Origin of the sequence: Pseudomonas sp. MN1F, from assembly GCF_009391885.1 — a bacterium.
In the GTDB taxonomy this organism is placed as follows: domain Bacteria; phylum Pseudomonadota; class Gammaproteobacteria; order Pseudomonadales; family Pseudomonadaceae; genus Aquipseudomonas.
Genome location: NZ_VZII01000025.1, coordinates 1 through 22,202, shown reverse-complemented (window position 1 = coordinate 22,202; position 22,202 = coordinate 1). Strand labels below are relative to the sequence as shown.

At 62.5% G+C, this 22,202-nt stretch carries 25 protein-coding genes, 1 tRNA gene and 1 pseudogene; 7 read left to right on the top strand and 20 right to left on the bottom strand.

The window, feature by feature from the left end:
* Positions 1-11: 11 nt before the first annotated feature.
* From F6X59_RS13835 to trmJ, 4 genes are all read right to left on the bottom strand, one after another.
* Positions 12-1,226, bottom strand: a complete 1,215-nt coding sequence (locus F6X59_RS13835) for an IscS subfamily cysteine desulfurase (protein ID WP_027920282.1) — start codon at positions 1,224-1,226, stop codon at positions 12-14.
* Positions 1,227-1,277: 51 nt separating this feature from the next.
* The gene (gene iscR, locus F6X59_RS13830; RefSeq protein WP_054887562.1) at positions 1,278-1,769 is read right to left on the bottom strand and encodes a Fe-S cluster assembly transcriptional regulator IscR; all 492 of its coding nucleotides are present in this window, start codon (positions 1,767-1,769) and stop codon (positions 1,278-1,280) included.
* 179 nt (positions 1,770-1,948) lie between these two features.
* Complete coding sequence (gene cysE, locus F6X59_RS13825; protein WP_152956691.1) at positions 1,949-2,737, bottom strand: serine O-acetyltransferase; 789 nt, start codon at positions 2,735-2,737, stop codon at positions 1,949-1,951.
* Between the two features lie 3 nt (positions 2,738-2,740).
* Positions 2,741-3,511, bottom strand: coding sequence for a tRNA (cytosine(32)/uridine(32)-2'-O)-methyltransferase TrmJ (trmJ, locus tag F6X59_RS13820; protein ID WP_152956690.1), 771 nt, complete (start codon positions 3,509-3,511; stop codon positions 2,741-2,743).
* 151 nt (positions 3,512-3,662) lie between these two features.
* Here trmJ and suhB point away from each other — a divergent pair, with 151 nt between their 5' ends.
* Positions 3,663-4,481 (top strand): inositol-phosphate phosphatase, encoded by an 819-nt coding sequence (gene suhB, locus F6X59_RS13815; protein ID WP_152956689.1) that lies wholly within the window; start codon positions 3,663-3,665, stop codon positions 4,479-4,481.
* A 57-nt stretch (positions 4,482-4,538) separates the two neighbouring features.
* On the opposite strand, the gene F6X59_RS13810 is transcribed toward suhB, so the two are convergent.
* From F6X59_RS13810 to queA, 6 genes are all read right to left on the bottom strand, one after another.
* The gene (locus tag F6X59_RS13810) at positions 4,539-5,081 is read right to left on the bottom strand and encodes a glycine zipper 2TM domain-containing protein (RefSeq protein WP_346644602.1); all 543 of its coding nucleotides are present in this window, start codon (positions 5,079-5,081) and stop codon (positions 4,539-4,541) included.
* 119 nt (positions 5,082-5,200) lie between these two features.
* Positions 5,201-6,109, bottom strand: coding sequence for a protein translocase subunit SecF (secF, locus tag F6X59_RS13805; protein ID WP_152956688.1), 909 nt, complete (start codon positions 6,107-6,109; stop codon positions 5,201-5,203).
* Positions 6,110-6,119: 10 nt separating this feature from the next.
* Positions 6,120-7,982, bottom strand: coding sequence for a protein translocase subunit SecD (gene secD, locus F6X59_RS13800; protein WP_152956687.1), 1,863 nt, complete (start codon positions 7,980-7,982; stop codon positions 6,120-6,122).
* 64 nt (positions 7,983-8,046) lie between these two features.
* On the bottom strand, positions 8,047-8,382 hold the full coding sequence (gene yajC, locus F6X59_RS13795) for a preprotein translocase subunit YajC (RefSeq protein ID WP_027920288.1): 336 nt from the start codon (positions 8,380-8,382) through the stop codon (positions 8,047-8,049).
* Positions 8,383-8,424: 42 nt separating this feature from the next.
* On the bottom strand, positions 8,425-9,540 hold the full coding sequence (gene tgt / locus F6X59_RS13790; protein WP_178120086.1) for a tRNA guanosine(34) transglycosylase Tgt: 1,116 nt from the start codon (positions 9,538-9,540) through the stop codon (positions 8,425-8,427).
* A 14-nt stretch (positions 9,541-9,554) separates the two neighbouring features.
* On the bottom strand, positions 9,555-10,604 hold the full coding sequence (gene queA / locus F6X59_RS13785; RefSeq protein WP_152956685.1) for a tRNA preQ1(34) S-adenosylmethionine ribosyltransferase-isomerase QueA: 1,050 nt from the start codon (positions 10,602-10,604) through the stop codon (positions 9,555-9,557).
* Positions 10,605-10,712: 108 nt separating this feature from the next.
* Between queA and F6X59_RS13780 the strand changes: the two genes are divergently transcribed.
* Positions 10,713-10,797, top strand: a tRNA-Leu gene (locus tag F6X59_RS13780).
* Between the two features lie 92 nt (positions 10,798-10,889).
* Here F6X59_RS13780 and F6X59_RS13775 read toward each other — a convergent pair.
* Together F6X59_RS13775 and F6X59_RS28405 are read right to left on the bottom strand one after the other, a co-directional pair.
* Positions 10,890-11,918 carry a Fic family protein gene (locus F6X59_RS13775; protein WP_218572251.1) on the bottom strand — a complete coding sequence of 343 codons (1,029 nt, stop codon included), beginning with the start codon at positions 11,916-11,918 and terminating at the stop codon, positions 10,890-10,892.
* Positions 11,919-12,095: 177 nt separating this feature from the next.
* Positions 12,096-12,221, bottom strand: a complete 126-nt coding sequence (locus tag F6X59_RS28405; protein WP_178120084.1) for a winged helix-turn-helix domain-containing protein — start codon at positions 12,219-12,221, stop codon at positions 12,096-12,098.
* A gap of 305 nt (positions 12,222-12,526) precedes the next feature.
* Between F6X59_RS28405 and F6X59_RS13770 the strand changes: the two genes are divergently transcribed.
* Together F6X59_RS13770 and F6X59_RS13765 are read left to right on the top strand one after the other, a co-directional pair.
* Positions 12,527-13,171, top strand: coding sequence for a trypsin-like peptidase domain-containing protein (locus F6X59_RS13770; protein WP_152956766.1), 645 nt, complete (start codon positions 12,527-12,529; stop codon positions 13,169-13,171).
* Between the two features lie 79 nt (positions 13,172-13,250).
* Positions 13,251-13,730, top strand: a complete 480-nt coding sequence (locus F6X59_RS13765) for a GNAT family N-acetyltransferase (protein ID WP_152956684.1) — start codon at positions 13,251-13,253, stop codon at positions 13,728-13,730.
* A gap of 10 nt (positions 13,731-13,740) precedes the next feature.
* Here F6X59_RS13765 and F6X59_RS28980 read toward each other — a convergent pair.
* Positions 13,741-13,887: pseudogene (locus F6X59_RS28980) on the bottom strand (transcriptional regulator); the annotation flags it as partial.
* 210 nt (positions 13,888-14,097) lie between these two features.
* Here F6X59_RS28980 and F6X59_RS13760 point away from each other — a divergent pair.
* Positions 14,098-14,988, top strand: a complete 891-nt coding sequence (locus F6X59_RS13760) for a bestrophin family ion channel (RefSeq protein WP_346653149.1) — start codon at positions 14,098-14,100, stop codon at positions 14,986-14,988.
* Between the two features lie 29 nt (positions 14,989-15,017).
* Here F6X59_RS13760 and phnE read toward each other — a convergent pair whose 3' ends face one another.
* Genes phnE through F6X59_RS13740 form a run of 4 tightly spaced genes read right to left on the bottom strand, consistent with a single transcriptional unit; the run spans position 15,018 to position 18,251 of the window.
* Positions 15,018-15,785, bottom strand: coding sequence for a phosphonate ABC transporter, permease protein PhnE (gene phnE / locus F6X59_RS13755; RefSeq protein ID WP_152956682.1), 768 nt, complete (start codon positions 15,783-15,785; stop codon positions 15,018-15,020).
* A complete protein-coding gene (locus F6X59_RS13750) occupies positions 15,782-16,609 on the bottom strand; it encodes an ABC transporter permease (RefSeq protein WP_152956681.1) in 828 nt (275 codons plus the stop codon). The genes phnE and F6X59_RS13750 overlap by 4 nt, the downstream gene beginning before the upstream one ends.
* Complete coding sequence (locus F6X59_RS13745) at positions 16,603-17,400, bottom strand: ATP-binding cassette domain-containing protein (protein WP_346653146.1); 798 nt, start codon at positions 17,398-17,400, stop codon at positions 16,603-16,605. Before F6X59_RS13745 ends, F6X59_RS13750 begins: the two co-directional genes overlap by 7 nt.
* A complete protein-coding gene (locus F6X59_RS13740; RefSeq protein WP_152956680.1) occupies positions 17,397-18,251 on the bottom strand; it encodes a putative selenate ABC transporter substrate-binding protein in 855 nt (284 codons plus the stop codon). Before F6X59_RS13740 ends, F6X59_RS13745 begins: the two co-directional genes overlap by 4 nt.
* 126 nt (positions 18,252-18,377) lie before the next feature.
* Here F6X59_RS13740 and selD point away from each other — a divergent pair, with 126 nt between their 5' ends.
* Both selD and mnmH read left to right on the top strand, forming a co-directional pair.
* A complete protein-coding gene (selD, locus tag F6X59_RS13735) occupies positions 18,378-19,412 on the top strand; it encodes a selenide, water dikinase SelD (RefSeq protein WP_152956679.1) in 1,035 nt (344 codons plus the stop codon).
* A complete protein-coding gene (mnmH, locus tag F6X59_RS13730; protein ID WP_152956678.1) occupies positions 19,412-20,512 on the top strand; it encodes a tRNA 2-selenouridine(34) synthase MnmH in 1,101 nt (366 codons plus the stop codon). The genes selD and mnmH overlap by 1 nt, the downstream gene beginning before the upstream one ends.
* 41 nt (positions 20,513-20,553) lie before the next feature.
* Here mnmH and F6X59_RS13725 read toward each other — a convergent pair whose 3' ends face one another.
* From F6X59_RS13725 to F6X59_RS13715, 3 genes are read right to left on the bottom strand one after another with little or no spacing between them, the layout of a single operon-like run.
* Complete coding sequence (locus F6X59_RS13725; protein WP_152956677.1) at positions 20,554-20,934, bottom strand: lysozyme inhibitor LprI family protein; 381 nt, start codon at positions 20,932-20,934, stop codon at positions 20,554-20,556.
* Positions 20,935-20,945: 11 nt separating this feature from the next.
* Positions 20,946-21,503: a hypothetical protein gene (locus F6X59_RS13720; protein ID WP_152956676.1), complete on the bottom strand. Its 558-nt coding sequence runs from the start codon at positions 21,501-21,503 to the stop codon at positions 20,946-20,948.
* The gene (locus tag F6X59_RS13715; protein WP_060511452.1) at positions 21,500-22,063 is read right to left on the bottom strand and encodes a GNAT family N-acetyltransferase; all 564 of its coding nucleotides are present in this window, start codon (positions 22,061-22,063) and stop codon (positions 21,500-21,502) included. Before F6X59_RS13715 ends, F6X59_RS13720 begins: the two co-directional genes overlap by 4 nt.
* Between the last annotated feature and the right edge of the window lie 139 nt (positions 22,064-22,202).

Sequence of the window (22,202 nt, the reverse complement as noted above, 5' to 3'; positions counted from 1 at the left end):
CCGGCGACTGCTTAGTGGGCGGCCCACTCGATCTTGGAGATGTCAACGCCGTCTTTGTACATGTCCCACAGCGGCGACAGCTCACGCAGTTTGTTGACGGCCATGCAGACTTGCTGCGCGGCGTAGTCGACTTCTTCTTCAGTGGTGAAGCGGCCGAAGGAGAAGCGGATCGAGCTGTGCGCCAGCTCGTCGTTGCGGCCCAGAGCGCGCAGTACATACGACGGCTCGAGCGAAGCGGAGGTACAGGCCGAACCGGACGATACGGCGATGTCCTTCAGGGACATCAGCAGCGATTCGCCTTCGACGTAGTTGAAGCTCAGGTTCAGGTTGTGTGGCACGCGGGCAGTCTTGCTGCCGTTGACGTACAGCTCTTCGAGGTCCGAGACCTGCTTGAAGAAGCGGTCGCTCAGGGCCTTGATACGCACGTTCTCGGCGGCCATTTCCTGCTTGGCGATGGCGAAGGCTTCGCCCATGCCGACGATCTGGTGGGTCGGCAGGGTGCCCGAACGCATGCCGCGCTCATGGCCACCGCCGTGAATGATGGCTTCCAGACGCACGCGCGGCTTGCGGCTGACGTACAGCGCGCCGATACCTTTAGGGCCGTAGACCTTGTGCGCCGAGAACGACATCAGGTCGACCTTCAGCTTCTGCAGGTCGATTTCGACCTTGCCAGCCGACTGGGCGGCATCGACGTGGAACAGGACGCCGCGCGAACGGGTCAGTTCACCGATGGCGGCGATGTCGTTGATCGAGCCGACTTCGTTGTTCACGTGCATCAGCGAGACCAGGATGGTGTCGTCGCGCAGGGCGGCTTCAACCATGGCCGGGGTGACGATGCCGTCTTCGCCCGGTTCCAGGTAGGTAACTTCAAAACCTTCACGCTCGAGCTGGCGAGCGGTATCCAGGACCGCCTTGTGCTCGATCTTGGAGGTGATGATGTGCTTGCCCTTGGTCTGATAGAAGTGCGCCACGCCTTTCAGGGCGAGGTTGTCGGACTCGGTGGCACCGCTGGTCCAGACGATTTCGCGCGGGTCGGCGTTGATCAGCTCGGCAACCTGGCGGCGGCCATTCTCGACCGCTTCTTCGGCCTTCCAGCCGAACACGTGGGAACGCGAGGCCGGGTTACCGAAGTTGCCGTCGACCAGCAGGCAGTCGGCCATCTTCTGGGCGACACGTGGGTCGACCGGCGTGGTAGCGGAGTAATCGAGGTAGATCGGCAACTTCATGGGTATCTCCTATCAGGCGGTGGCGTCGCTCGTCACTGTTGATCTAATCGGTCAGTCGACGGCGGACGTCTCAATCTTGTCCAGCAAGGCGGTACGGCCTGCGACACGCCGCAGGTCCTGGCGCTGAGCGACTTCCTGCACCTCACGGCGCATGACGAGGTCGGCCAGGCTGATGCCGCTGAGGAATTCGTGGATCTGCTGGCTGAGGTCGCACCACAGGTGGTGGGTCAGGCAGGTGTCACCGGCATGGCAATCCCCAAGGCCCTGGCAACGGGTGGCATCGACCGACTCGTTGACCGCGTCGATGACCTGGGCCACCTGGATGGTTTCCATGCCGCGCGACAGCTGGTAGCCACCGCCCGGACCGCGCACACTGGAGACCAGGCTGCTGCGGCGCAGCTTGGCGAACAGCTGTTCCAGATAAGAGAGGGAAATGCCCTGGCGCTCGGAAATGTCGGCCAAAGACACCGGCCCATGCTGCGCGTGCAGTGCCAGGTCGAGCATGGCAGTGACGGCGTATCGGCCTTTGGTAGTCAGTCGCATGGCTAGTGGGTACCACGGGAGTTACGGGATGTGTGCGAGTATGCGATTCCCGAGCATTTAAGTCAACTATTAGACCTACTGCTTTAGTCGGGTTTGCATCGGGGAGGCGGGCGCGAGTGTAGCAGTAAAGGGGCGTGAGCACACGCCCCATATGTCAGAGTGACTTCACTGCGGCGCAATCAATGTGACTGAGTGTCGCGCTGGGCCGCCTGGGTTTCGACCGCGAAGTCATCTTCCGGCAGCTTCGGCAGCTCCTTGGCACAGTAATCACTGCCCATCTTGGTCAGCGCGCCACACATGCCCTCCAGGCGCTCGTCGACGGCCTGCAGGTGGTCAAGCATCTGACCGATGGCACGGGCTACCGGGTCCGGCATGTCGCCACTGACACCATAGGCATCGAAACCGATCTTCTCGGCCATGGCCTTGCGCCTGGCCTCGAGTTCGGTGTCCTCGCTGTTCTTGACGATGATCCGCCCTGGGATGCCAACCGCAGTGGCACCGGCCGGCACCGCCTTGGTCACCACCGCATTGGAGCCGATCTTGGCCCCGGCACCGACGGTGAACGGGCCGAGCACCTTGGCACCCGCCCCTACCACCACACCGTTCTCAAGGGTCGGGTGGCGCTTGCCTTTGTTCCAGCTGGTACCACCCAGGGTCACGCCCTGATAAAGAGTGACATCGTCGCCGATCTCGGCGGTTTCGCCGATGACGATACCCATGCCGTGGTCGATGAAGAAGCGTCGACCGATGGTCGCACCGGGATGGATCTCGATACCGGTCAGCCAGCGGCCGAAGTTCGACACCAGGCGGGCCAGCCACTTGAAGTCGCGCTTCCACAGGGCATTGCCCAGGCGGTGCAGCCAGATAGCGTGCATGCCGGGGTAGCAGGTCAGTACCTCGAAGGCGTTGCGCGCCGCCGGATCACGATGGAATACGCTTTGGATATCTTCACGCAGACGTTCGAACATCTGTCAGTCCTTCCGTTTATGCGGCTCGCCCCGGACGACCTTCTGGGTCTCGGTGAGGATGCCGCGCAAAATGCTCATTTCCGAACGATTGACCGAGCTGCGCCCATACAGCCGGCGCAGGCGCGGCATCAGGTGCTTGGGCTTCTCGGGGTCGAGGAAGCCGATGTCCACCAGGGTTTTCTCCAGGTGTTCATAGAACAGCTCCATTTCGTCCATGGTCGCCAGCTCGTTGCTGCGCAGCGAGTTGGCATCGAACTTCTCGACTTTCGATGGCGCGCCTTCGGCTGCCAGCCAGGCCATGCGCACCTCGTAGGAGAGCACTTGGACTGCGGCAGCAAGGTTCAGCGAGCTGAAGTCGGGGTTCGAGGGAATGTGCACGTGGAAGTGACATCGCTGCAGTTCTTCGTTGGTCAGGCCGGCGTGTTCGCGCCCGAACACCAAGGCGATCTCTTCACCCCCGTTGGCGTGCTCCACGGCCTTGGCCCCGCACTCACGCGGGTCGATCAACGGCCAGGGGATGCTGCGCTCACGGGCGCTGGTGCCCATGACCAGATTGCATCCGACCAACGCGTCTTCAAGGCTGTCGACCACCTGGGCATTGGCCAGGATATCGTCGGCGCCCGAGGCACGCGCGGTGGCGTCGCCGGACGGGAACTCTTTTGGCTGCACCAGCACCAGACGCGACAAGCCCATGTTTTTCATGGCACGCGCAGCGCCGCCGATGTTGCCGGGGTGGCTGGTATTGACCAGAACAACACGAATATTTTGCAGCAAGGTGTTGTGCTCTCAGATGCAGGTTTGCGGGAAATCGATCTTACAGAACCGACCAGCGTAACGCCATGAAAGCAAATGTGACACTTCTGCCGCCAAACTTTTCTGCTAGAATGATCGGCTTTCTTCTTTAACATCTCCAGGTGACCCGCCCATGCAGCCCATGCTGAATATCGCCCTGCGCGCCGCTCGCAGCGCCAGTGAACTGATTTTCCGCTCCATCGAACGCCTGGATACCATCAAGGTCGACGAGAAAGAGGCCAAGGACTACGTCTCCGAAGTGGATCGCGCCGCCGAGCAGAGCATCGTCAATGCCCTGCGCAAGGCCTACCCGAACCACTCCATTCAAGGTGAAGAAACCGGCCTGCACGCCGGCACCGGCGAAGAAGGCAAGGACTACCTGTGGATCATCGATCCGCTGGACGGCACCACCAACTTCCTGCGCGGCATTCCGCACTTCGCTGTCAGCATCGCCTGCAAATACCGTGGTCGCCTCGAGCACGCCGTGATCGTCGACCCGGTTCGCCAGGAAGAATTCACCGCCAGCCGCGGCCGTGGCGCCCAACTCAATGGCCGCCGCCTGCGCGTCAGCTCGCGCACCAGCCTGGACGGCGCCCTGCTGGGCACCGGCTTCCCGTTCCGTGACAACCAGATGGCTGACATGGACAACTACCTGGGCATGTTCCGCGCCCTGACTGGCCAGACCGCCGGCATTCGCCGCGCCGGCTCCGCCAGCCTGGACCTGGCCTACGTGGCTGCCGGCCGCTTCGACGCCTTCTGGGAGTCGGGGCTGTCCGAGTGGGACATGGCTGCAGGCGTGCTGCTGATCCAGGAAGCCGGTGGCCTGGTGAGCGACTTCAACGGTGGCCACGACTTCCTCGACAAGGGCCACATCGTTGCAGGCAACATCAAGTGCTTCAAGGCCGTCCTGACCGCCATCCAGCCACACCTGCCAGAGCACATGAAGCGCTAAGCGCGGATTGCAGGCAAAAAAAAGCACCCCTCGGGGTGCTTTTTTTATGCTCGGCGCTTACTGCCCGGCTTCGCTGAGGATCAGCTTGCCATTCTTGTCCAGCGGAATGGTCGAACCCGGCTCGCGGTCCATCTTCACTTGGCCGACCTGGTCACCGATGGTGTACTTGACGTTGTAGCCCACCACCTTCTCACTGATGTCGTTGACCGTGTTGCAGCGAGTTTGCGTAGTGGTGTAGGTGTCACGCTCCTGCATGCCTTCCTGCACCTTGTTACCGGCATAACCACCACCGACCGCACCGGCCACGGTGGCGATCTTCTTGCCAGTACCGCCGCCGATCTGGTTACCCAGCAGGCCACCAGCAATGGCACCGACCACGGTACCGGCGATCTGGTGCTGGTCCTTGACCGGCGCCTGACGCGTAACGGCGACATCCTTGCAGACCTCGCGGGGGGTCTTGACCTGCTGCTTGATCGGTTGCACGTCGGTGACCTGGGCGTATTCAGGCCCCTTGTTCACCAAGCTGTAGGTTGCGACAGCACCTCCGGCAGTCACACCGACAGCACCCAGTACAGCACCTACCAGCATTGATTTATTCACATGAACCTCCTGATCCTACCCGCGGGAGCCATCCCGCCTTCTCCCAGCCTTGGAGCGAAAAAAAAGGCGCGAGTTCAACACTCGCGCCTTTTGGTCGCCGAACGGCGTAGGACTAATCCTTAAGGACGGTCGTCCACACCTTCGTTTTTCGCAGGTGGAATCAGGTCTTCGCTGTTCAGGTTCAGCCAGATCAGTACCACGTTGGCGATGTAGATCGACGAATAGGTACCAGCCATGACACCGATGAACAGTGCCAGGGAGAAGCCGAACAGGTTGTCACCACCGAAGAACAGCAGCGCAGCAATCGCCAGCAAGGTCGACACCGAGGTGGCGATGGTGCGCAGCAGGGTCTGAGTGGTCGAGACGTTGATGTTCTCGATCAGCGAGGCCTTGCGCATCACGCGGAAGTTCTCACGCACCCGGTCGAACACGACGATGGTGTCGTTCAGCGAGTAGCCGATGATCGCCAGTACCGCTGCCAGCACCGTCAGGTCGAAGGTGATCTGGAAGAACGACAGGATACCCAGGGTCACCACCACGTCGTGAATCAGCGAAACGATCGCGCCCACGGCAAACTTCCACTGGAAGCGGAAAGCCAGGTAGATGAGGATGCCGCCCAGTGCCAGCAGCATGCCGAGGCCGCCCTGGTCGCGCAGTTCTTCACCCACCTGCGGGCCGACGAACTCGACCCGCTTGACCGTGGCCGGGTTGTCCCCGCCAGCTTTCTGCAAGGCTTCAGCGACCTTGTTGCCCAACTGCGGGTCATCGCCAGGCATACGCACCAGCAAGTCGGTGGTAGCGCCAAAGCTCTGTACAACCGCCTCGTGGAAGCCGGAACCAACCAGCTCGGTGCGCACTGCTTCAAGGTTGGCCGGGCGCTCGTAGGTCAGCTCGATCAGCGTACCGCCGGTGAAGTCCAGGCCGAAGTTCAGGCCCTTCTGCCACCAGCTGAACAGCGCCAGCACGGTGAGGAGCACGGTGACGGCGAACGCGACATTGCGCACGCCCATGAAGTTGATGGTTTTCATCGCAGCTCCCTCAAACCCACAGCTTCTTGATGTCACGCCCGCCGCAGGTCAGGTTGACCATTGCACGGGTCACCATGACGGCGGTGAACATCGAGGTGAAAATCCCGAGGGACATGGTGACCGCGAAGCCCTTGACCGGGCCGGTACCCATGGCGAACAGGATGCCGCCGACCAGCAGGCTGGTCAGGTTGGCGTCGATGATCGCGGTATAGGCGCGGTTGAAACCTTCGTGGATGGCGCGCTGCACCGACATGCCGGCATTCAGCTCCTCGCGGATACGCGAGAAGATCAGCACGTTGGCGTCCACCGCCATACCCATGGTCAACACGATACCGGCGATACCTGGCAGGGTCAGGGTCGCGCCCAGCAGCGACATCAGCGCCAGCAGCAGGACCATGTTGCCCGCCAGGGCAACGGTGGCAATCACGCCGAAGCCGCGGTAGATGGCGATGATGAACAGCGAGACGAACAGCATGCCCCACAGCGACGCATCGATACCCTTGGTGATGTTGTCGGCACCCAGGCTTGGGCCAATGGTACGTTCTTCGGCGAAGTACATCGGCGCCGCCAGACCACCGGCACGCAGCAGCAGGGCCAGTTCCGACGACTCACCCTGGCCGTTCAGGCCGGTGATGCGGAACTGGCTGCCCAGTGGCGACTGAATGGTCGCCAGGCTGATGATCTTCTTCTCTTCCTGGAAGCTCTGTACGGCAACGTCCTTTTCGACGCCATCGACAGTCTGCTTGACGTAGCGGGTGACCGGCTTCTGCTCGATGAAGATCACCGCCATGCTACGGCCAACGTTGCTGCGGGTCGCACGACTCATCAGCTCGCCACCGTGGCCATCCAGGCGGATGTTCACTTGCGGCCGACCATGCTCGTCGAAGCTGGCCTGGGCATCGGTCACCTGGTCACCGGTAATGATCAGGCCGCGCTCGACTGCGGCGGAACGGTTGCCTTCACGGAACTCGAAGACCTCGGTAGTGGCCTTGGAAGCGCCCGGCTCGGCACCGAAGCGGAACTCCAGGTTGGCAGTCTTGCCGAGGATACGCTTGGCTTCGGCAGTGTCCTGCACGCCTGGCAGCTCCACCACGATGCGGTTGGCGCCCTGGCGCTGCACCAGCGGTTCAGCCACGCCCAGCTCGTTGACACGGTTGCGGACGGTGGTGAGGTTCTGCTTGATCGAGTATTCGCGGATCTCGGCGACTTTCGCCTGAGTCAGCGCCAGACGCAGCACGGCGAGTTCGTTGCGCTCGGTGGTGGTCAGGTCGAAATCATTGAAATTCTTGCGGATCAGGGCACGTGCCTGTTCGCGGGTAGCATCGTCAGCAAAGCCCAGCATCACACCGCCATCCTGCTGCGGCAGGCTGCGGTAGCGGATGCGCTCTTTGCGCAGCAAGGTCTTGACCTCGCCTTCGTAGACTTTCATGCGGGCGCTCATGGCCTTGTCCATGTCCACTTCCAGCAGGAAGTGCACACCACCGGACAGGTCCAGGCCCAGCTTCATCGGGCGTGCGCCCAGGTTGCGCAGCCATTGCGGAGTAGTCTGGGCCAGGTTCAGGGCCACGACATAATCATCGCCCAGTGCCTTGCGCACGACATCCTTGGCTGGCAGCTGATCTTCCTGTTTGGTCAGGCGGATCAGGCCACTGCCCTTCTCACCCAGGCTCACGCCCTTGACGGTGATACCGGCATCGACCAGCGCCTTGCCGACACGGTCGAGGTCGGCCTGGTTGACCTGCAGCGCCGAACTGGCACCGCTGATCTGCACCGCCGGATCATCCGGGTAAAGGTTGGGAGCGGAATAAATGAAACCGATCGCCAGTACCACCAGGATCAGTGCGTATTTCCACAGAGGGTATTTGTTCAGCATCACGCCGCCCGTTCAAGACGCGGGGCGCTTTGCGCGCCCCGACTGGAAAAATGAAACCGGTAACTCAGATAGCCTTGAGCGTACCTTTTGGCAGGGTGGCCGCGATGGCACCCTTCTGGAACTTCAGCTCGACGGTGTCGGAAACTTCCAGGACCACGAAGTCATCGGAAACCTTGACGATCTTGCCGGCGATGCCGCCGTTGGTGACAACTTCGTCACCTTTCTGCAAGTTGCTCAGCAGGTTCTTCTGCTCTTTCGCGCGCTTGGATTGCGGGCGCCAGATCATCAGGTAGAAGATGACCAGGAAACCGACCAGGAAAATCCACTCGAAACCGGTACCGGCTGGGCCAGCGGCGGGTGCTGCAGCGTCCGCGTATGCGGCGGGGATCAAGAAGCTCATTGGGCACTCCTAATGTAATTTTCTAATAATGGATGCGAACAGTCAGTCCAAAGGCGGCACAGGCAGCCCGCGCTTGGCGTAGAAGGCGTCGACAAAGGCGGCCAATTTACCCTGTTGAATAGCCTCGCGTAAACCGGCCATCAAGCGCTGGTAATGGCGCAAGTTGTGGATGGTATTCAGCATGCTGCTCAGCATTTCGCCGCACTTGTCCAGATGGTGCAGATAAGCGCGGGAGAAGTTGGTGCAGGTATAGCAGTCACAGGTCGGATCCAGCGGCGAATCATCATGGCGATGGAACGCATTGCGGATCTTGATCACCCCTGTATCGACGAACAGGTGGCCGTTGCGCGCGTTGCGCGTGGGCATCACGCAGTCGAACATGTCGACGCCGCGGCGCACACCCTCAACCAGATCTTCCGGTTTGCCTACCCCCATAAGGTAACGAGGTTTGTCAGCCGGCATCTGGTCCGGCAGGTAGTCGAGCACCTTGATCATTTCGTGCTTCGGCTCGCCGACCGACAGGCCGCCGATGGCCAGGCCATCGAAGCCGATGTTTTCCAGGGCTTCCAGCGAGCGCATGCGCAGGTCCTGGTACATGCCGCCCTGGACGATACCGAACAGTGCCGCGGTGTTGTCGGCGTGGGCATTCTTCGAGCGCTGCGCCCAGCGCAGCGACAGCTCCATGGAAGTGCGCGCCACGTCGTGCTCGGCCGGGTACGGCGTGCACTCGTCGAAGATCATCACGATGTCCGAGCCCAGGTCGCGCTGCACCTGCATGGACTCTTCCGGGCCCATGAACACCTTGGAGCCGTCGACTGGCGAGGCGAAGGTCACGCCTTCCTCCTTGATCTTGCGCATGGCGCCCAGGCTGAACACCTGGAAACCACCGGAATCGGTGAGGATAGGGCCTTTCCACTGCATGAAATCATGCAGGCCGTTGTGCTTCTTGATCACCTCGGTACCCGGGCGCAGCCACAGGTGGAAGGTGTTGCCGAGGATGATCTCGGCGCCGATGGCCTCGATGTCACGTGGCAGCATGCCCTTGACCGTGCCATAGGTGCCCACCGGCATGAACGCCGGGGTCTCGACCGTGCCACGGGGGAAGGTCAGCCGGCCACGACGGGCCTTGCCGTCGGTGGCCAGCAGTTCGAACGACATTCGACAGGTGCGACTCATGCTTGATCCTCTGGGCCGCGTGGCGCCGGATTGCGGGTAATGAACATGGCATCACCGTAACTGAAGAAGCGGTAACCGTTGTCGACCGCCGCCGCGTAGGCAGCCATGGTCTCGGGGTAACCGGCGAAGGCCGAGACCAGCATCAGCAGCGTGGACTCCGGCAGATGGAAGTTGGTGACCAGGCAATCGACCACATGGAATGGCCGGCCCGGGTAGATGAAGATGTCGGTGTCGCCGCTGAAGGCCTTGAGCACGCCGTCGCGCGCTGCGCTCTCCAGCGAACGCACGCTGGTGGTACCGACCGCGATCACCCGGCCGCCACGGGCGCGGCAGGCCTCGATGGCGTCGACCACGTCCTGGCTCACTTCGAGCCACTCTTTGTGCATATGGTGATCTTCGATCTTGTCGACCCGCACCGGCTGGAAGGTGCCAGCCCCCACATGCAGGGTGACGAAGGCGCGCTCGACGCCCTTGGCGGCGATCTTCTCCAGCAGCGCTTCGTCGAAGTGCAGGCCGGCAGTGGGCGCGGCCACCGCACCGGCGCGCTCGGCGTACACGGTCTGGTAGCGCTCACGGTCGGCGCCTTCGTCGGGGCGGTCGATGTACGGCGGCAATGGCATGTGACCGACGCGATCGAGCAGTGGCAACACCTCTTCGGTGAAGCGCAACTCGAACAGCGTGTCGTGGCGGGCAACCATTTCGGCCTCGCCACCGCCATCGATGAGGATTATTGCACCTTCTTTCGGCGCCTTGCTGGCCCGCACATGGGCCAGCACGCGGTGGCTGTCGAGCACACGCTCGACCAGCACTTCCAGCTTGCCGCCAGAGGCTTTCTGGCCAAACAGCCGGGCCGGAATCACCCGGGTGTTGTTGAACACCATCAGGTCGCCCGGCCGCAGATAGTCGAGCAGATCGGGGAATTGCTTGTGCGCCAACGCCCCGCTCGGCCCATCGAGGACCAGCAGACGGCTGCCATGGCGCTCGGCCAGAGGGTGGCGGGCGATCAGGGAATCGGGGAGTTCGAAGGAAAAATCGGCGACGCGCATGATGATGTTCGGGTTCGACAGGGCCGGGAAGTTTAGCCCAATGCGTGAAAATTGACCATGAAAGCCGATTGACCGACCAAGGGCAGCTCTCTATACTGCGCGCCACAAGCCCTGATGGCGGAATTGGTAGACGCGGCGGATTCAAAATCCGTTTTCGAAAGGAGTGGGAGTTCGAGTCTCCCTCGGGGCACCAAGATCCAGAAAAAACCGACCTTATGGTCGGTTTTTTTGTGCCTGGCGTTTCCCCCTGACAGGGCCACGTGGCAGCTCACGGCTTGCTCGGCCTCAGCAGGGACGACCGGCATCAATCCATGCCTTCACCTGCTTCATGCCCAACCTGTAACGGGCGCAGTTGTGCAACGCCAGAATATCCAGTTCGCCGCGTAGCAGTGGCGCAAACTGCACTTTCTCTTCTTCAGACAGTTCCAGCCCAGCCACCACCTGATCCGCAGTCAAGCCCTCGCGCACGACGGCATTGATTGCTTCGTTCAACAGCTCTCGATAACGCAGGCGAACAGGGTCCGGCACCCCCATGGCTTCGAGCATCACGCCATACTTGCTGATCGAACGGCGATATACCCAGACAAACAGATCTGCGGCCATGGACATATTCCGCTGCTCGTAGACCCCCATCATTGCCAGCGCATAATCTTCTGGATTCACATCCAGAAATGACAACGGCGAGCAGTTATAGAGCATCAACGGGATGTTCGCTGCCAACCGGCTTGTGCGTTTGTTGCCATCCTCGAACGGTTGCAGGTAGGCCAGATTTATCCACAGGAAGAACGCGGCTTCTATCGGGTTCTTGATTCGCCTCGCCTTGTCCAAGATCTGCTCGAACATCTCCGCCAGCAGGGAGGGCACCTGGGTCGGGAAACAGGTGGTACCACTGATGTTCACTACGGTCTGGCGAATACTGCCCAAGGCAGCGCCATCTGCCAGCAGATCCTGCATCAACAGAGCATGCAGGTTGCTGATAACCGCCGGATTGAGCCCGTACTCAGGCACCGCATCGACCATGAACTCGATGGCAGCCTTGTGGTTGAGCAGCATGACCGCATCCAGATCGCCGCCAGTCACACCACTTTCGAAAAGCCTTTCAGTGTCGAGCAGTGTGTAGCGGTTGCCTTCCAGGCGAGATGAAGACCACGAGAGATCTATCAGCAAAGGCTCCAGCACCTTGCGCGCATACGTGCCCGCTGACTGCTGCCCTCTCATTCTGCCCTCAAGCTCTAGTGCGGCGGCCAGATGCTGGGGCAGCCACGTGGTCTGATTCGGTTGGTAGCTGTCCACCAGATCACGCTGATACGTCACCACTTCGCGCGCTGCCAATGGCCGAAGCAGCGATGCACGAAGTGCGCGGCTTTCCGACGACCAAGGCAATTCGGCGGTGATATTCGGTGCTTGCTCACTTTCGCTGGCAAGAGGAGCAGCAAACTTCAGTCGATATCGTGTTGTACGCCCTTCTCTTTCACGCTCAACCTTGCCCGCCTACAGCAATACCTCCAGGTGGCGTTTGACAGTTGACCAGCTCGCATCCAGGCGCTCGGCCAGCTCGCGAGAACTGAGTGCTTGATTGCCCTGCAAAGCGATCAGGATCTTGTTTGGCAACGTCATGACATCTCCGGATATAGCTCAATACAGCTCAATGCAGCTCAATGCAGCTCATTCGAGCTCAACCCAGCTCATTCGTCGTGACAAGCCAAAAGCACCGAGCTATTGACGCCACCCCAATGTCCACGCGCCTTCCAGGTATCCAGGGATTCTATTGGCCGCCACAGCAGTGCTGGCCATAAGCTGTCATTCGTCGGTTATATGCCGAAAGTATTGATGCCGTAATATCACTTAGCCATAGTTGCGCCCCCTTACCCATGATGACTGCGTGACCCATGAACAAAACCGCGCCCTGTCTGGCAGCAATGATGCTGCTGAGTGGGTGCAATGGAATGCCAACCGCATACGTTTCAGACCCCGTCTACGACCAGGCTTTTGTCGTCACCTCCGGTGCTCCCCTGCCGATGCTGCTGATGGCCAGCGCCATTCAGTGGAATGAAGACTACGCCGTCACTGCCAAGCACACCCCGTTCCTGCGCAACGTGGTGCATGAGGGGCTGGGTGATGTGGTGTTCTTCAGGCACAAGGCCAGCAAGGTGCCGCAGTGGCGCCAGTTCGTCCCGGGCGAGTCGGTGACGGCGGTCGGCTTCAACAGCTTGATGATGCCGGTGCAAGGCAAGGGCCATACGCTCGACTCGCTGGTGCGCCTGGAAGGCACACCGGGCAGCGTCTTCTACTCGGTGCATGACGGCCCGCTGGTCAAGGGCATGTCCGGTGGCCCGGTGTTCGCCGCTGACGGCAAGGTGGTCGGGATGAACGTCGCCTTCATCGCCAAGGACGGGATCGATGCCCGCAACCGCCCGGACCTGGCCGGCAAGGCACGCGTCAGTGTGTTCATGTCGTACAGCGAGATCGACAAGGAATGGCGACGCTTCCAGTACCTGGCGCACAAGGGCAAACCGAACGGCGCACCGGCTCCGGTGAAGGGCTATGTGGTTGCCAGCAAGCCTTGATCCACCGTTGTGGGCCAACATGATACGGTTGCGGTCGGCCTGATGATTTGGCCCGCACATTCACGCAAAAGGACCTGCCATGCACTTTGCCCACCGCCCCGTCCAACCCAGTGACATCCCGGCCATCTGCTGCTTCCCGCAAGGCCCGGACGAGCTGTTCTACATGTTCCCCAAGGCCACCTACCCGCTCACCCCCGCGCAACTGAGCGACGCCATCGCCCAGCGCAGCGGCTCGAGCGTGGTCGAAGGCGACGGCCTGGTGCTCGGTTTTGCCAACTTCTACAAGGCCGAGCACGGCGGTATCTGCGCCCTCGGCAACGTGGTGGTCGCCCCCGCCGCTCGCGGCCAGGGCGTGGCACGTTACCTGGTACAGAGCATGATCGAACTGGCCCGCGAGCAGTTCGCGGCGCGGGAGGTCTGGGTGTCGTGCTTCAACCACAACACCGCGGGATTGCTGCTTTATCCACAGCTTGGCTTCGTACCGTTTGGCATTGAGGAGCGGCAGGCTCAGGATGGCAAGCGGGTGGCGTTGGTACAGATGAAACAGCAACTGCGTTGATCACGGAATTGCGCGCCCGCGCTCTGTCGACGTGAAGCCGCGCCCGGGCAAGTTCGGCAGAGTTGCCATCGCTCATCACCTGCATCAGGTATTCCTCGATTGCCTCTTCGCAATCCAGGAGGTTTGCCATGTCGAAAGGAATCAGATTCGGCTTCATCAGAGCCCCCGCATAAATGCGCGAAATAAAGAGGCACCGACAATGCCAGTTCTTTTTTCGACACCCTAGTCAGCGGCCTCCGAAAGCTGTGTAGTCCGCTTCGCGCTTTTTAAACAACACGTCCAGTAACACCGCCAGGACAAACAGCACCGAACCATACCCGCCCCTCGACGTCCCATCCTGCATCCCCGGCTTTTCGAGGCAGCTCATGTGAAAGACGTCATCGCCCGCAAATACCGCCTGATCGTCAAGACCTTCGGCTACATCGGCTGGTCGCTGTTCTGGCTGCTGCTCTGGGATGTGCTGGTCACCATCGACTTCATGCTGTTCTTCAACAGCAAGTTCACCCTGCCGCTGATCCCGCTGACCTTGCTGGGTTCGGCGCTGGTGGTGCTGGTGAGCTTTCGCAACAGCAGCGCCTACAACCGCTGGTGGGAAGCGCGGACCTTGTGGGGGGCGCTGGTGAACGGTTCGCGTAGCTTCGCCCGGCAGACGCTGACGCTCATCGATGACACCGAAGAGGGACTTAACCCGGTCAAGGCGACCTTGCTGCGTCGGCACATCGCCTATGTGAACTGCCTGGCGGCGCACCTGAAGGGCGAGGCCTGCCCGGACGAGCTGATGGCGTTCATCCCGCCGGGCGAGTTCGAGCGGCGCAACCGCTCGAACAACTTTGCCAACGATATCCTCAGTGGCTCGGCAGCGTTGCTGGCACGGGAATACCAGGCCGGGCGGCTGGACAGCATTCGCCTGGCGCGGCTGGAGTCGACGCTGGTCGACCTGTCCAATGCCCAGGGCGGTATGGAGCGTATTGCCAATACGCCGCTGCCCTACCCTTACGTGTATTTTCCACGGCTGTTCATCACCCTGTTCTGCCTGATCGTGCCGGTGGGGCTGGTGGAATCGCTGGGCTGGTTCACGCCGCTGGCATCGACGGTGGTCGGGTTCATGCTGCTGGCGATCGAACGGATCGGGACTGATCTGCAGAGCCCGTTTCGCTTCAGTGAGCATCAGATTCAGATGGATAGCATCTGCGAGACCATTGAACGGAATCTGGAATCGATGCAGCGGGAAGCGCAGTGTGGAGAGCTGGTGCCGTAAAGGGGCTGCTTTGCAGCCCCGGCTATCTGTCAGGCCCGGACATACCGCTGGCGCAGCACATCACTGAAGGCATCCACCAGCAACACCAATACCAGCATCGCCATGATCACCGTACTGGCCTGGGCCTCCTGGAACAGACTCAGGGTGGTATAGAGCATCTGCCCCAGCCCCCCTGCCCCGACAAAGCCCAGCACACTGGCCATGCGAATGTTGTTCTCCCAGCGGTACAGGCTGTAAGCGAGCAACTGCGGCCACAGATTCGGCAAAGTCCCGAAACAGAACGCTGCCACCTGCCCACCGCCCTGCAGGCGAATGGCCGCGGCAGGCTCTGCCGGCGCATTCTCCAGCGCCTCGGCGAACAATCGCCCGAGCACCCCAGACGTGTGCAGCGCCAAAGCCAAAGTACCGGCATTGGGCCCCAGGCCCGCCGCCAGTACCGTCAAGGCAGCCCACACCAACTCCGGAATGGCCCGCAGGGCATTGAGCAACAGCCGCGCCAGCGATTGCAGCGGCCAACCGAAGCGCCCCGCTGCGGGCAAGGCCAACAGCATGCCGAGGAGCATCGCCAGCAAGGTGCCCAGCCCGGACATCGCCAAGGTCTCCATGGCCCCCCGCCCAACAGCCTGCAAGTGCTCGACGGACAAGTCCGGATGCAGGAAACGGCCGGCATACTCGCCCATCTGCCCCAGCCCGCCATTACCCACCAACGCATGCAGGTCCAGCTCCAGATAACCGAACGACGCCACCACAGCCGCGACGATGGCAACGATCACCAGCAGGTTGATCACCCGGTTCATGCCAGCCTCCCCCGCAGCAAGCGGCTAAGCAGATCAGCCAGCAGCACCAGGCCAAAGAACGCCAGCAGCATGCTCGCCACCTCGCCCCCGGCGAACATGCGCATCGACAGGTCGATCTGCTGCCCCAGCCCGCCAGCACCGACAAAGCCCATCACCACCGAGGCGCGCACGGCGCATTCCCAGCGGTAGACGGTGTAGGACACCACCTCCGCCGAAGCACTGGGCAGGATGCCGTAGAAGAATGCCGTCAACCGGCCGCTGCCAGCCTGCAACAAGGCATGCGCCGGGCGCTGGTCGACCGATTCGAAGATTTCCGCATAGACTTTGCCGAGCATGCCGCTGTAGGTGATGGCAATGGCCAGTACCCCGGCGGTCGGCCCCAGGCCCACGGCCCGCACGAACAGCAGCGCCCAGACGATCTCCGGCACGCTGCGCAGGAAAATCAGCACGCCACGCACGGGCAGGCGCAACAAGCGCGACCACGGCCCGGCCCGGCCACCACGGGAAGCGGCGCGCAGTGACAGCGCACGGCTGGCCAGCAGGCTGGTCGGGACTGCCAGCAACAGCGCCAGGGCCATGCCAGCAGTCGCCACGGCCAAGGTCTGCAAGGTGGCGTCGTACAGCAACTTGAGGAATTCGGCACTGTGCGCTGGCGGCCAGAAAGCGCTGGTGAAACTGGCAATCTGCTGCCGGTTCTCCGCCTGCAGCAAAACGCCAGGGTTCAGTTCACTCAATTGCAGCCCAGGCCACAGCACGGCCAACGCCAGCAAGGTCAGCAACAAACGCGGCAACGTGGCCGGGTCGCGGGCATCGGCCTTCAGCATCGTGGAATCTGCACAGTCAGGGTCGGCCCCTGGGCTTGCGCAGGCGAGCCCAGTTGCTCATTGGCGTACAGCGCATCCAGCAATTGCTCGGTCACCGCCTCGGCCGGGCAGTCGAACGCCACCTGCCCTTCACGAATACCGATCACTCGTGGAAAGTGCGCCAGCGCCAGGTCCACCGCATGCAGGCTGGCCACCAGGGTCACACCGTTGGCCACGGCATGGCGATTGAGCAAAGCCAAACTGTGATCGGCCAGCACTGGGTCCATTGCCGACACCGGCTCGTCGGTCAACAGCACTTCCGGCCGTTGATACAGCGCCCGGGCAATGCCGACCCGCTGCAACTGGCCGCCGGACAACTGCCCGCACTGGACGAACAGCTTGTCGGCCAGGCCCAGCTCGGCCAAGGCCTGACGCGCCCCCGGCACATCGGTCGGATACACCAGGTTGAGCAGGCCACGCAGCAGGCCCCACTGCCCCAGGCGCCCCGCCAGTACGGCTGTGACCACGCGCTGGCGGGGTGGCAAAGGCGGCGCCTGGTGCACCAGGCCAATCCGTGCACGCAGACGCTGACGCGCCGCCGCTGACAGCGCCCAAGGCTGCTCACCGAACAGTTCCAGGTGCCCGCTGCTGGGCTGCACGGCGGTGGCCATCAGGTGCAGCAGGCTGGACTTGCCGGCCCCCGAAGGGCCGATGATCGCCACCCGCTCACCCTTGGCGATGCTCAGGCTGATCGAATCGAGCGCGCGGACCTGGCCATGGCGCAGGCCGGCGCCGTGTACATGAATAGTCACTTGAGCAGGCCGGCCTCACGTGCGGCTTGCTCGGTGCCCGCATAGTTCTCCGGCTTGGTCTCGATGAAGCGGCTGGCCGCCTGCAGGTCGAGGATCGCCTTGTGCTCCGGGTTGGCCGGGTCAAGGTCGAGGAAGGCCTTCTTGATCTTCTCTTTCAGCGCCGGGTCCATGTTGCCGCGCACGGTCCAGTTATAGTCGTAGTAGGCCGGCGTGGTGGCGAACACCTTGACCTTGCTGGTATCGACCTTGCCGGCATCGACCAGCTTTTGCCAGACACTGGCGTTGAGCACGCCGCCATCGACCTTGCCAGCCTGCACCCAGGCTACGGTCGCGTCGTGGGCACCGGAATAGGCCACACGGCTGAAGTAGCTCTCAGGCTTGATGTTGTCTTCCTTGAGCATGAAGTAGCGCGGCATCAGGCTGCCTGAGGTAGACGAGATCGAACCGAAGGCGAACGACTTGCCCTTGAGGTCGGCCAGGCTCTTCACGGCCGGGTTGGCGGTGATGAACTTGGAGGTGAACTGGGCGTCCTGCTCACGCTGCACCAGCGGTGTGGCAGTCGGGTCTTTCAGGTGCACCTGGACGAAGGTGAATCCCCCCAGCCAGGCCATGTCCAGGCGGTTGCTGGCCAGCGACTCGACCACCGCCGGGTAGTCGGCCACCGGTACGAACTTCACCTCCATGCCCAACTGCTTGGACAGGTACTTGCCCAGTGGCTCGAACTTGCGCAGCAGTTCGGTCGGCGCTTCGTCGGGAATGGCACTGACCCGCAGGGTATCGGCAGCCTGGGCGACTACGGCACAGCAGGACAGCACGAGGCCGGCGGCGAGCGCCAGGGGGCGTTTGAGCATGGGAGTTCTCCGGTTCAATAGCGGGGAAAGTGCCGGCAACGCGCCGACCGTGGGAATTATAAGAGGCGCAGGCGCAAAGGCCAGCTTTGCTACAATCGCGCAACAAATTGATCCCCTGAGGTGCATATGAGCGAGCCGATTCGCCTGACCCAGTACAGCCACGGTGCTGGCTGTGGCTGCAAGATCTCCCCCAAGGTGCTGGATGTGATCCTCGCCGAAAGCGGCGCCCAGGCCCTGGACCCGAAGTTGTGGGTCGGCAATGCCTCGCGTGACGACGCCGCCGTGTATGCCCTGGACGACGAGCGCGGGGTGGTATCGACCACCGACTTCTTCATGCCGATCGTCGACGACCCGTACGACTTCGGGCGTATTGCCGCAACCAATGCCATCAGCGACATCTATGCCATGGGCGGTGACCCGCTGATGGCCATCGCCATCCTCGGCTGGCCGGTCAACGTGCTGCCACCGGAAGTGGCCCGCGAAGTGATCCGCGGCGGCCGCGCCGTGTGCGCCGAAGCCGGCATCCCGCTGGCCGGCGGCCACTCCATCGACGCGCCGGAGCCGATCTTCGGCCTGGCGGTCACCGGCGTGGTCAGCAAGCGCCACCTCAAGCGTAACGACACCGCCACCGCTGGCTGCCGCCTGTACCTGACCAAGCCACTGGGCATCGGCATCCTCACCACCGCCGAGAAAAAGGCCAAGCTGCGCGAGCAGGACCAGGGCCTGGCGCGCGACTGGATGTGCACGCTGAACACCCCGGGCAGCCGCTTCGGCAAGCTCGGCGGGGTCAAGGCGATGACCGACGTCACCGGCTTCGGCCTGCTCGGCCACCTGGTGGAGCTGGCCGAAGGCAGTGGCCTGACTGCCAAGCTGGACTATGCTGCGGTCCCGCGCCTGCCCAGCGTCGACCACTACCTGGCCGAAGGCTGCATCCCTGGCGGCACACTGCGCAACTACGACAGCTACGGGCACAAGCTCGGCGCCTTGACCGACGAGCAGAAGCACCTGCTGTGCGACCCGCAGACCAGCGGCGGCCTGCTGGTTGCCGTGGCCCCTGAAGGCGAAGCCGAATTCCTGGCAGTGGCAGGCGAACTGGGCCTGAGCCTGGCGCCGATCGGCCAACTGGTCGAGCGACAGAGCCACGCGGTCGAGGTGAACTGATGCGCCCCGACTGCACCGACTTGCGCCAACTGTTCCTCGACGACGCGCCGATGATGGACATGCGCGCGCCGGTCGAATTCGCCAAGGGTGCCTTCCCCGGCACCGTCAACCTGCCGCTGATGACTGACCATGAGCGGCAGAAGGTCGGCACCTGCTACAAGCAGCAGGGCCAGGCCGCCGCCATCACCCTCGGCCACCAGCTGGTCAGCGGCGCGACCAAGCGCGAGCGCCTGCATGCCTGGGCCAGCTTTGCCAAGGCCCACCCGGATGGTTACCTGTACTGCGCCCGCGGCGGCCTGCGCTCGCTGATCGTGCAGCAGTGGCTGCGTGACGAGGCCGGCGTCGACTACCCGCGCATCAAGGGCGGCTACAAGGCCATGCGTACTTTCCTGCTGGAAACCACCCAGCAGGCCGTCGAGCAATGCGATTTCGTGCTGGTCGGCGGCCTTACCGGCACCGGCAAGACCGATGTGCTGCACCAGCTGAACAACGTGCTCGACCTCGAAGGCCATGCCAACCATCGTGGCTCCAGCTTCGGCAAGCGCGCCACCGCCCAGCCGGCGCAGATCGACTTCGAGAACAAGCTCGCCGTCGACGTGCTGAAGAAGCGTGCCCGTGGCATCGAACAGTTCGTACTGGAGGATGAAGGCCGCATCGTCGGCAGTTGCTCGGTGCCGCTGGAGCTGTACCAGGGCATGCAGCAGTACCCGATGGTGTGGCTGGAAGACAGTTTCGACAATCGCGTCGAGCGCATCCTGCGTGATTACGTGATCAACCTGTGCGCCGAGTTCGTCGACGTGCATGGCGAGGAAGACGGCCGCCAGAAGTTTGCCGCGCGGATGACGCAAAGCATGAGCAACATCCACAAGCGTCTTGGCGGGGAGCGCTTCCAGCGCTTGTCAGCCATGTTGAACGAGGCGTTGGACGAGCAACTGCGCAGTGGCGCGGTTGACCTGCACCGGGGCTGGATCGAAGGGCTGCTCAAGGAATACTACGACCCGATGTACGCCTACCAGCGTGAAGCCAAGGCCGAGCGGATCGAGTTTGCCGGGGATGCCGTGGCGGTGCGCGAGTATCTCAAGGCCCGCGCCCAACGTTGATCGCGGCGCGCCCCTCCTTTGGGCGCTAGCCTCAGGCAAGGTCACTGCCCGGGGCTGAGCACCCGCTCCAGCTCCGCCGCCCGCTCGCGGTTCATGTCCAGCATGCACATGCCGCCTTCCAGCTGCGCCAGGGTGCCGCCAGTGGCTTGCACGTGGAACTTGCAATTGGCGTCGCGATAGCCGATCCACTGCCGCTGCACATCGCGCAGGCTCTGTTGCGGCGCGGAGTCGAGCTTGGCCATCAGTTGCTTGTAGACCCGGTTCAGGCGCTGGTCCTGGAGTTGGGTCTCGGCCTGGATGCAACTGCTCATGGCCTGCGTGCTGGAGGCTTTGTCCATGCATTGGTTGTAGGCCGGGGAGTTGTCGTCGGCCTGCGCCAGCGGCGCCAAAAAGGCCAGGAGCATCAGATATCGCGGGTTCATCGCAAATCCCTTCATAGCGTTTGTACTGGCTCAGGCGGCATCAACACCTTTCCCGGCTCGAATTGCAGCGCTGGCATCTGGGTCGCCGCATAAGCGGCCACGGCCAGCGCCGCAATCAGGGCGACATCCAGCCAGTTCCAGCCCGGCACATCGTCGCTGCTGCGTGCAACCCAGCACTGCCAGGTCTGGCCCAGACAAAATACCGTGATCGCCGCCAGCCACAGGTAGAAACCTGCGCCGAAACCGGTGCGGTTGGTGAATTCATAGCTGATGTTGTCTGGCAGGCGTTCGATGCCAAAGCAGCTGAAAGCCAAGTACAACGCCCCCAGCCCGAGCAGCAACGCCAGCCGGCGAAAGCGTCGATGGCAAAGGATGGCGACCGCCAGCAGCGGGTTGGCGAACCACTGGAACATGCCGAAGGGGATGCCCCAGGGGCCGTACAGGAACATCTGCAGCGCTGGCATGTGCCGGCCGGCGCTCATCAGGGCACCGTCGAAGGCCAGGCTGAGCAGGTATAGGGCAAGGCTCAGGGTCAGGTAGAAGGCCGGTAAACGGGCGGCCAGGGTCATGCGACTGGCGGCTCCAGCAGCAGGCCGTAGATACCTGAGTCGGTCAGCTCGCCCGCCACGCACCAGCGCGCCCGCAACGTGCCTTCGAGGACGAAGCCCTGGCGTTCGAGGGTACGGGCCGAGCCCTGGTTACGCGGGTCGATCTCGCCTTCCAGACGGCGCATGTGCAGGGTGTGGGCGATGTAGTCGATGAAGCAGGTCAGTGCTTCGTCCATGTAGCCCCTGCCCTGCACGGCGCTGGCCAGGCAGTAACCAATCTCGCCGCGGCGTGAGACTTCGTCGATGTTGAACAGCTGGACCATGCCGATCAGTTCGCCGTTGTCTCGGCGGTACATGCCGAGCTTGAGCTGGTCGCCATTGGTGTAGGCTTCGCGGTCGGCGGCCAGGGCGCTTTCGGCTTCGGCCAGGTCTTGCCAGGGGGCATGGTGCCAGTAACGCATGACCTCGGGGTCGGCCATGATCTTCAGCCACTGCGCAGCGTCGGCGTGGCGCATCGGGCGCAACTGCAGGCGCGGGCTGTCGAGGCAGAGGTCAGTCGGGAAACTGCGGGGTGGGGTCACGCCGGATCTCCTGTCCATTGCTGGGGAGATGACAGTTTAACGTTATGTGGGGGTGGGCGGGTGTATGGCTTGAGTTCGGAGTGGCCGGGGATGCATGCCTTGAGTTTGAGGTGAGGCGGAAATCGAGCGCCGCCCGCGC

Bases quoted from the DNA above. Each gene is read 5' to 3' on its own strand.
- F6X59_RS13835 (WP_027920282.1), bottom strand. From the start codon at position 1,226: ATGAAGTTGCCGATCTACCTCGATTACTCCGCTACCACGCCGGTCGAC.
- iscR (WP_054887562.1), bottom strand. From the start codon at position 1,769: ATGCGACTGACTACCAAAGGCCGATACGCCGTCACTGCCATGCTCGAC.
- cysE (WP_152956691.1), bottom strand. From the start codon at position 2,737: ATGTTCGAACGTCTGCGTGAAGATATCCAAAGCGTATTCCATCGTGAT.
- suhB (WP_152956689.1), top strand. From the start codon at position 3,663: ATGCAGCCCATGCTGAATATCGCCCTGCGCGCCGCTCGCAGCGCCAGT.
- secF (WP_152956688.1), bottom strand. From the start codon at position 6,109: ATGAAAACCATCAACTTCATGGGCGTGCGCAATGTCGCGTTCGCCGTC.
- secD (WP_152956687.1), bottom strand. From the start codon at position 7,982: ATGCTGAACAAATACCCTCTGTGGAAATACGCACTGATCCTGGTGGTA.
- yajC (WP_027920288.1), bottom strand. From the start codon at position 8,382: ATGAGCTTCTTGATCCCCGCCGCATACGCGGACGCTGCAGCACCCGCC.
- tgt (WP_178120086.1), bottom strand. From the start codon at position 9,540: ATGTCGTTCGAACTGCTGGCCACCGACGGCAAGGCCCGTCGTGGCCGG.
- queA (WP_152956685.1), bottom strand. From the start codon at position 10,604: ATGCGCGTCGCCGATTTTTCCTTCGAACTCCCCGATTCCCTGATCGCC.
- F6X59_RS28405 (WP_178120084.1), bottom strand. From the start codon at position 12,221: ATGACGTTGCCAAACAAGATCCTGATCGCTTTGCAGGGCAATCAAGCA.
- F6X59_RS13770 (WP_152956766.1), top strand. From the start codon at position 12,527: ATGCTGCTGAGTGGGTGCAATGGAATGCCAACCGCATACGTTTCAGAC.
- F6X59_RS13765 (WP_152956684.1), top strand. From the start codon at position 13,251: ATGCACTTTGCCCACCGCCCCGTCCAACCCAGTGACATCCCGGCCATC.
- phnE (WP_152956682.1), bottom strand. From the start codon at position 15,785: ATGAACCGGGTGATCAACCTGCTGGTGATCGTTGCCATCGTCGCGGCT.
- F6X59_RS13750 (WP_152956681.1), bottom strand. From the start codon at position 16,609: ATGCTGAAGGCCGATGCCCGCGACCCGGCCACGTTGCCGCGTTTGTTG.
- F6X59_RS13740 (WP_152956680.1), bottom strand. From the start codon at position 18,251: ATGCTCAAACGCCCCCTGGCGCTCGCCGCCGGCCTCGTGCTGTCCTGC.
- selD (WP_152956679.1), top strand. From the start codon at position 18,378: ATGAGCGAGCCGATTCGCCTGACCCAGTACAGCCACGGTGCTGGCTGT.
- mnmH (WP_152956678.1), top strand. From the start codon at position 19,412: ATGCGCCCCGACTGCACCGACTTGCGCCAACTGTTCCTCGACGACGCG.
- F6X59_RS13725 (WP_152956677.1), bottom strand. From the start codon at position 20,934: ATGAACCCGCGATATCTGATGCTCCTGGCCTTTTTGGCGCCGCTGGCG.
- F6X59_RS13720 (WP_152956676.1), bottom strand. From the start codon at position 21,503: ATGACCCTGGCCGCCCGTTTACCGGCCTTCTACCTGACCCTGAGCCTT.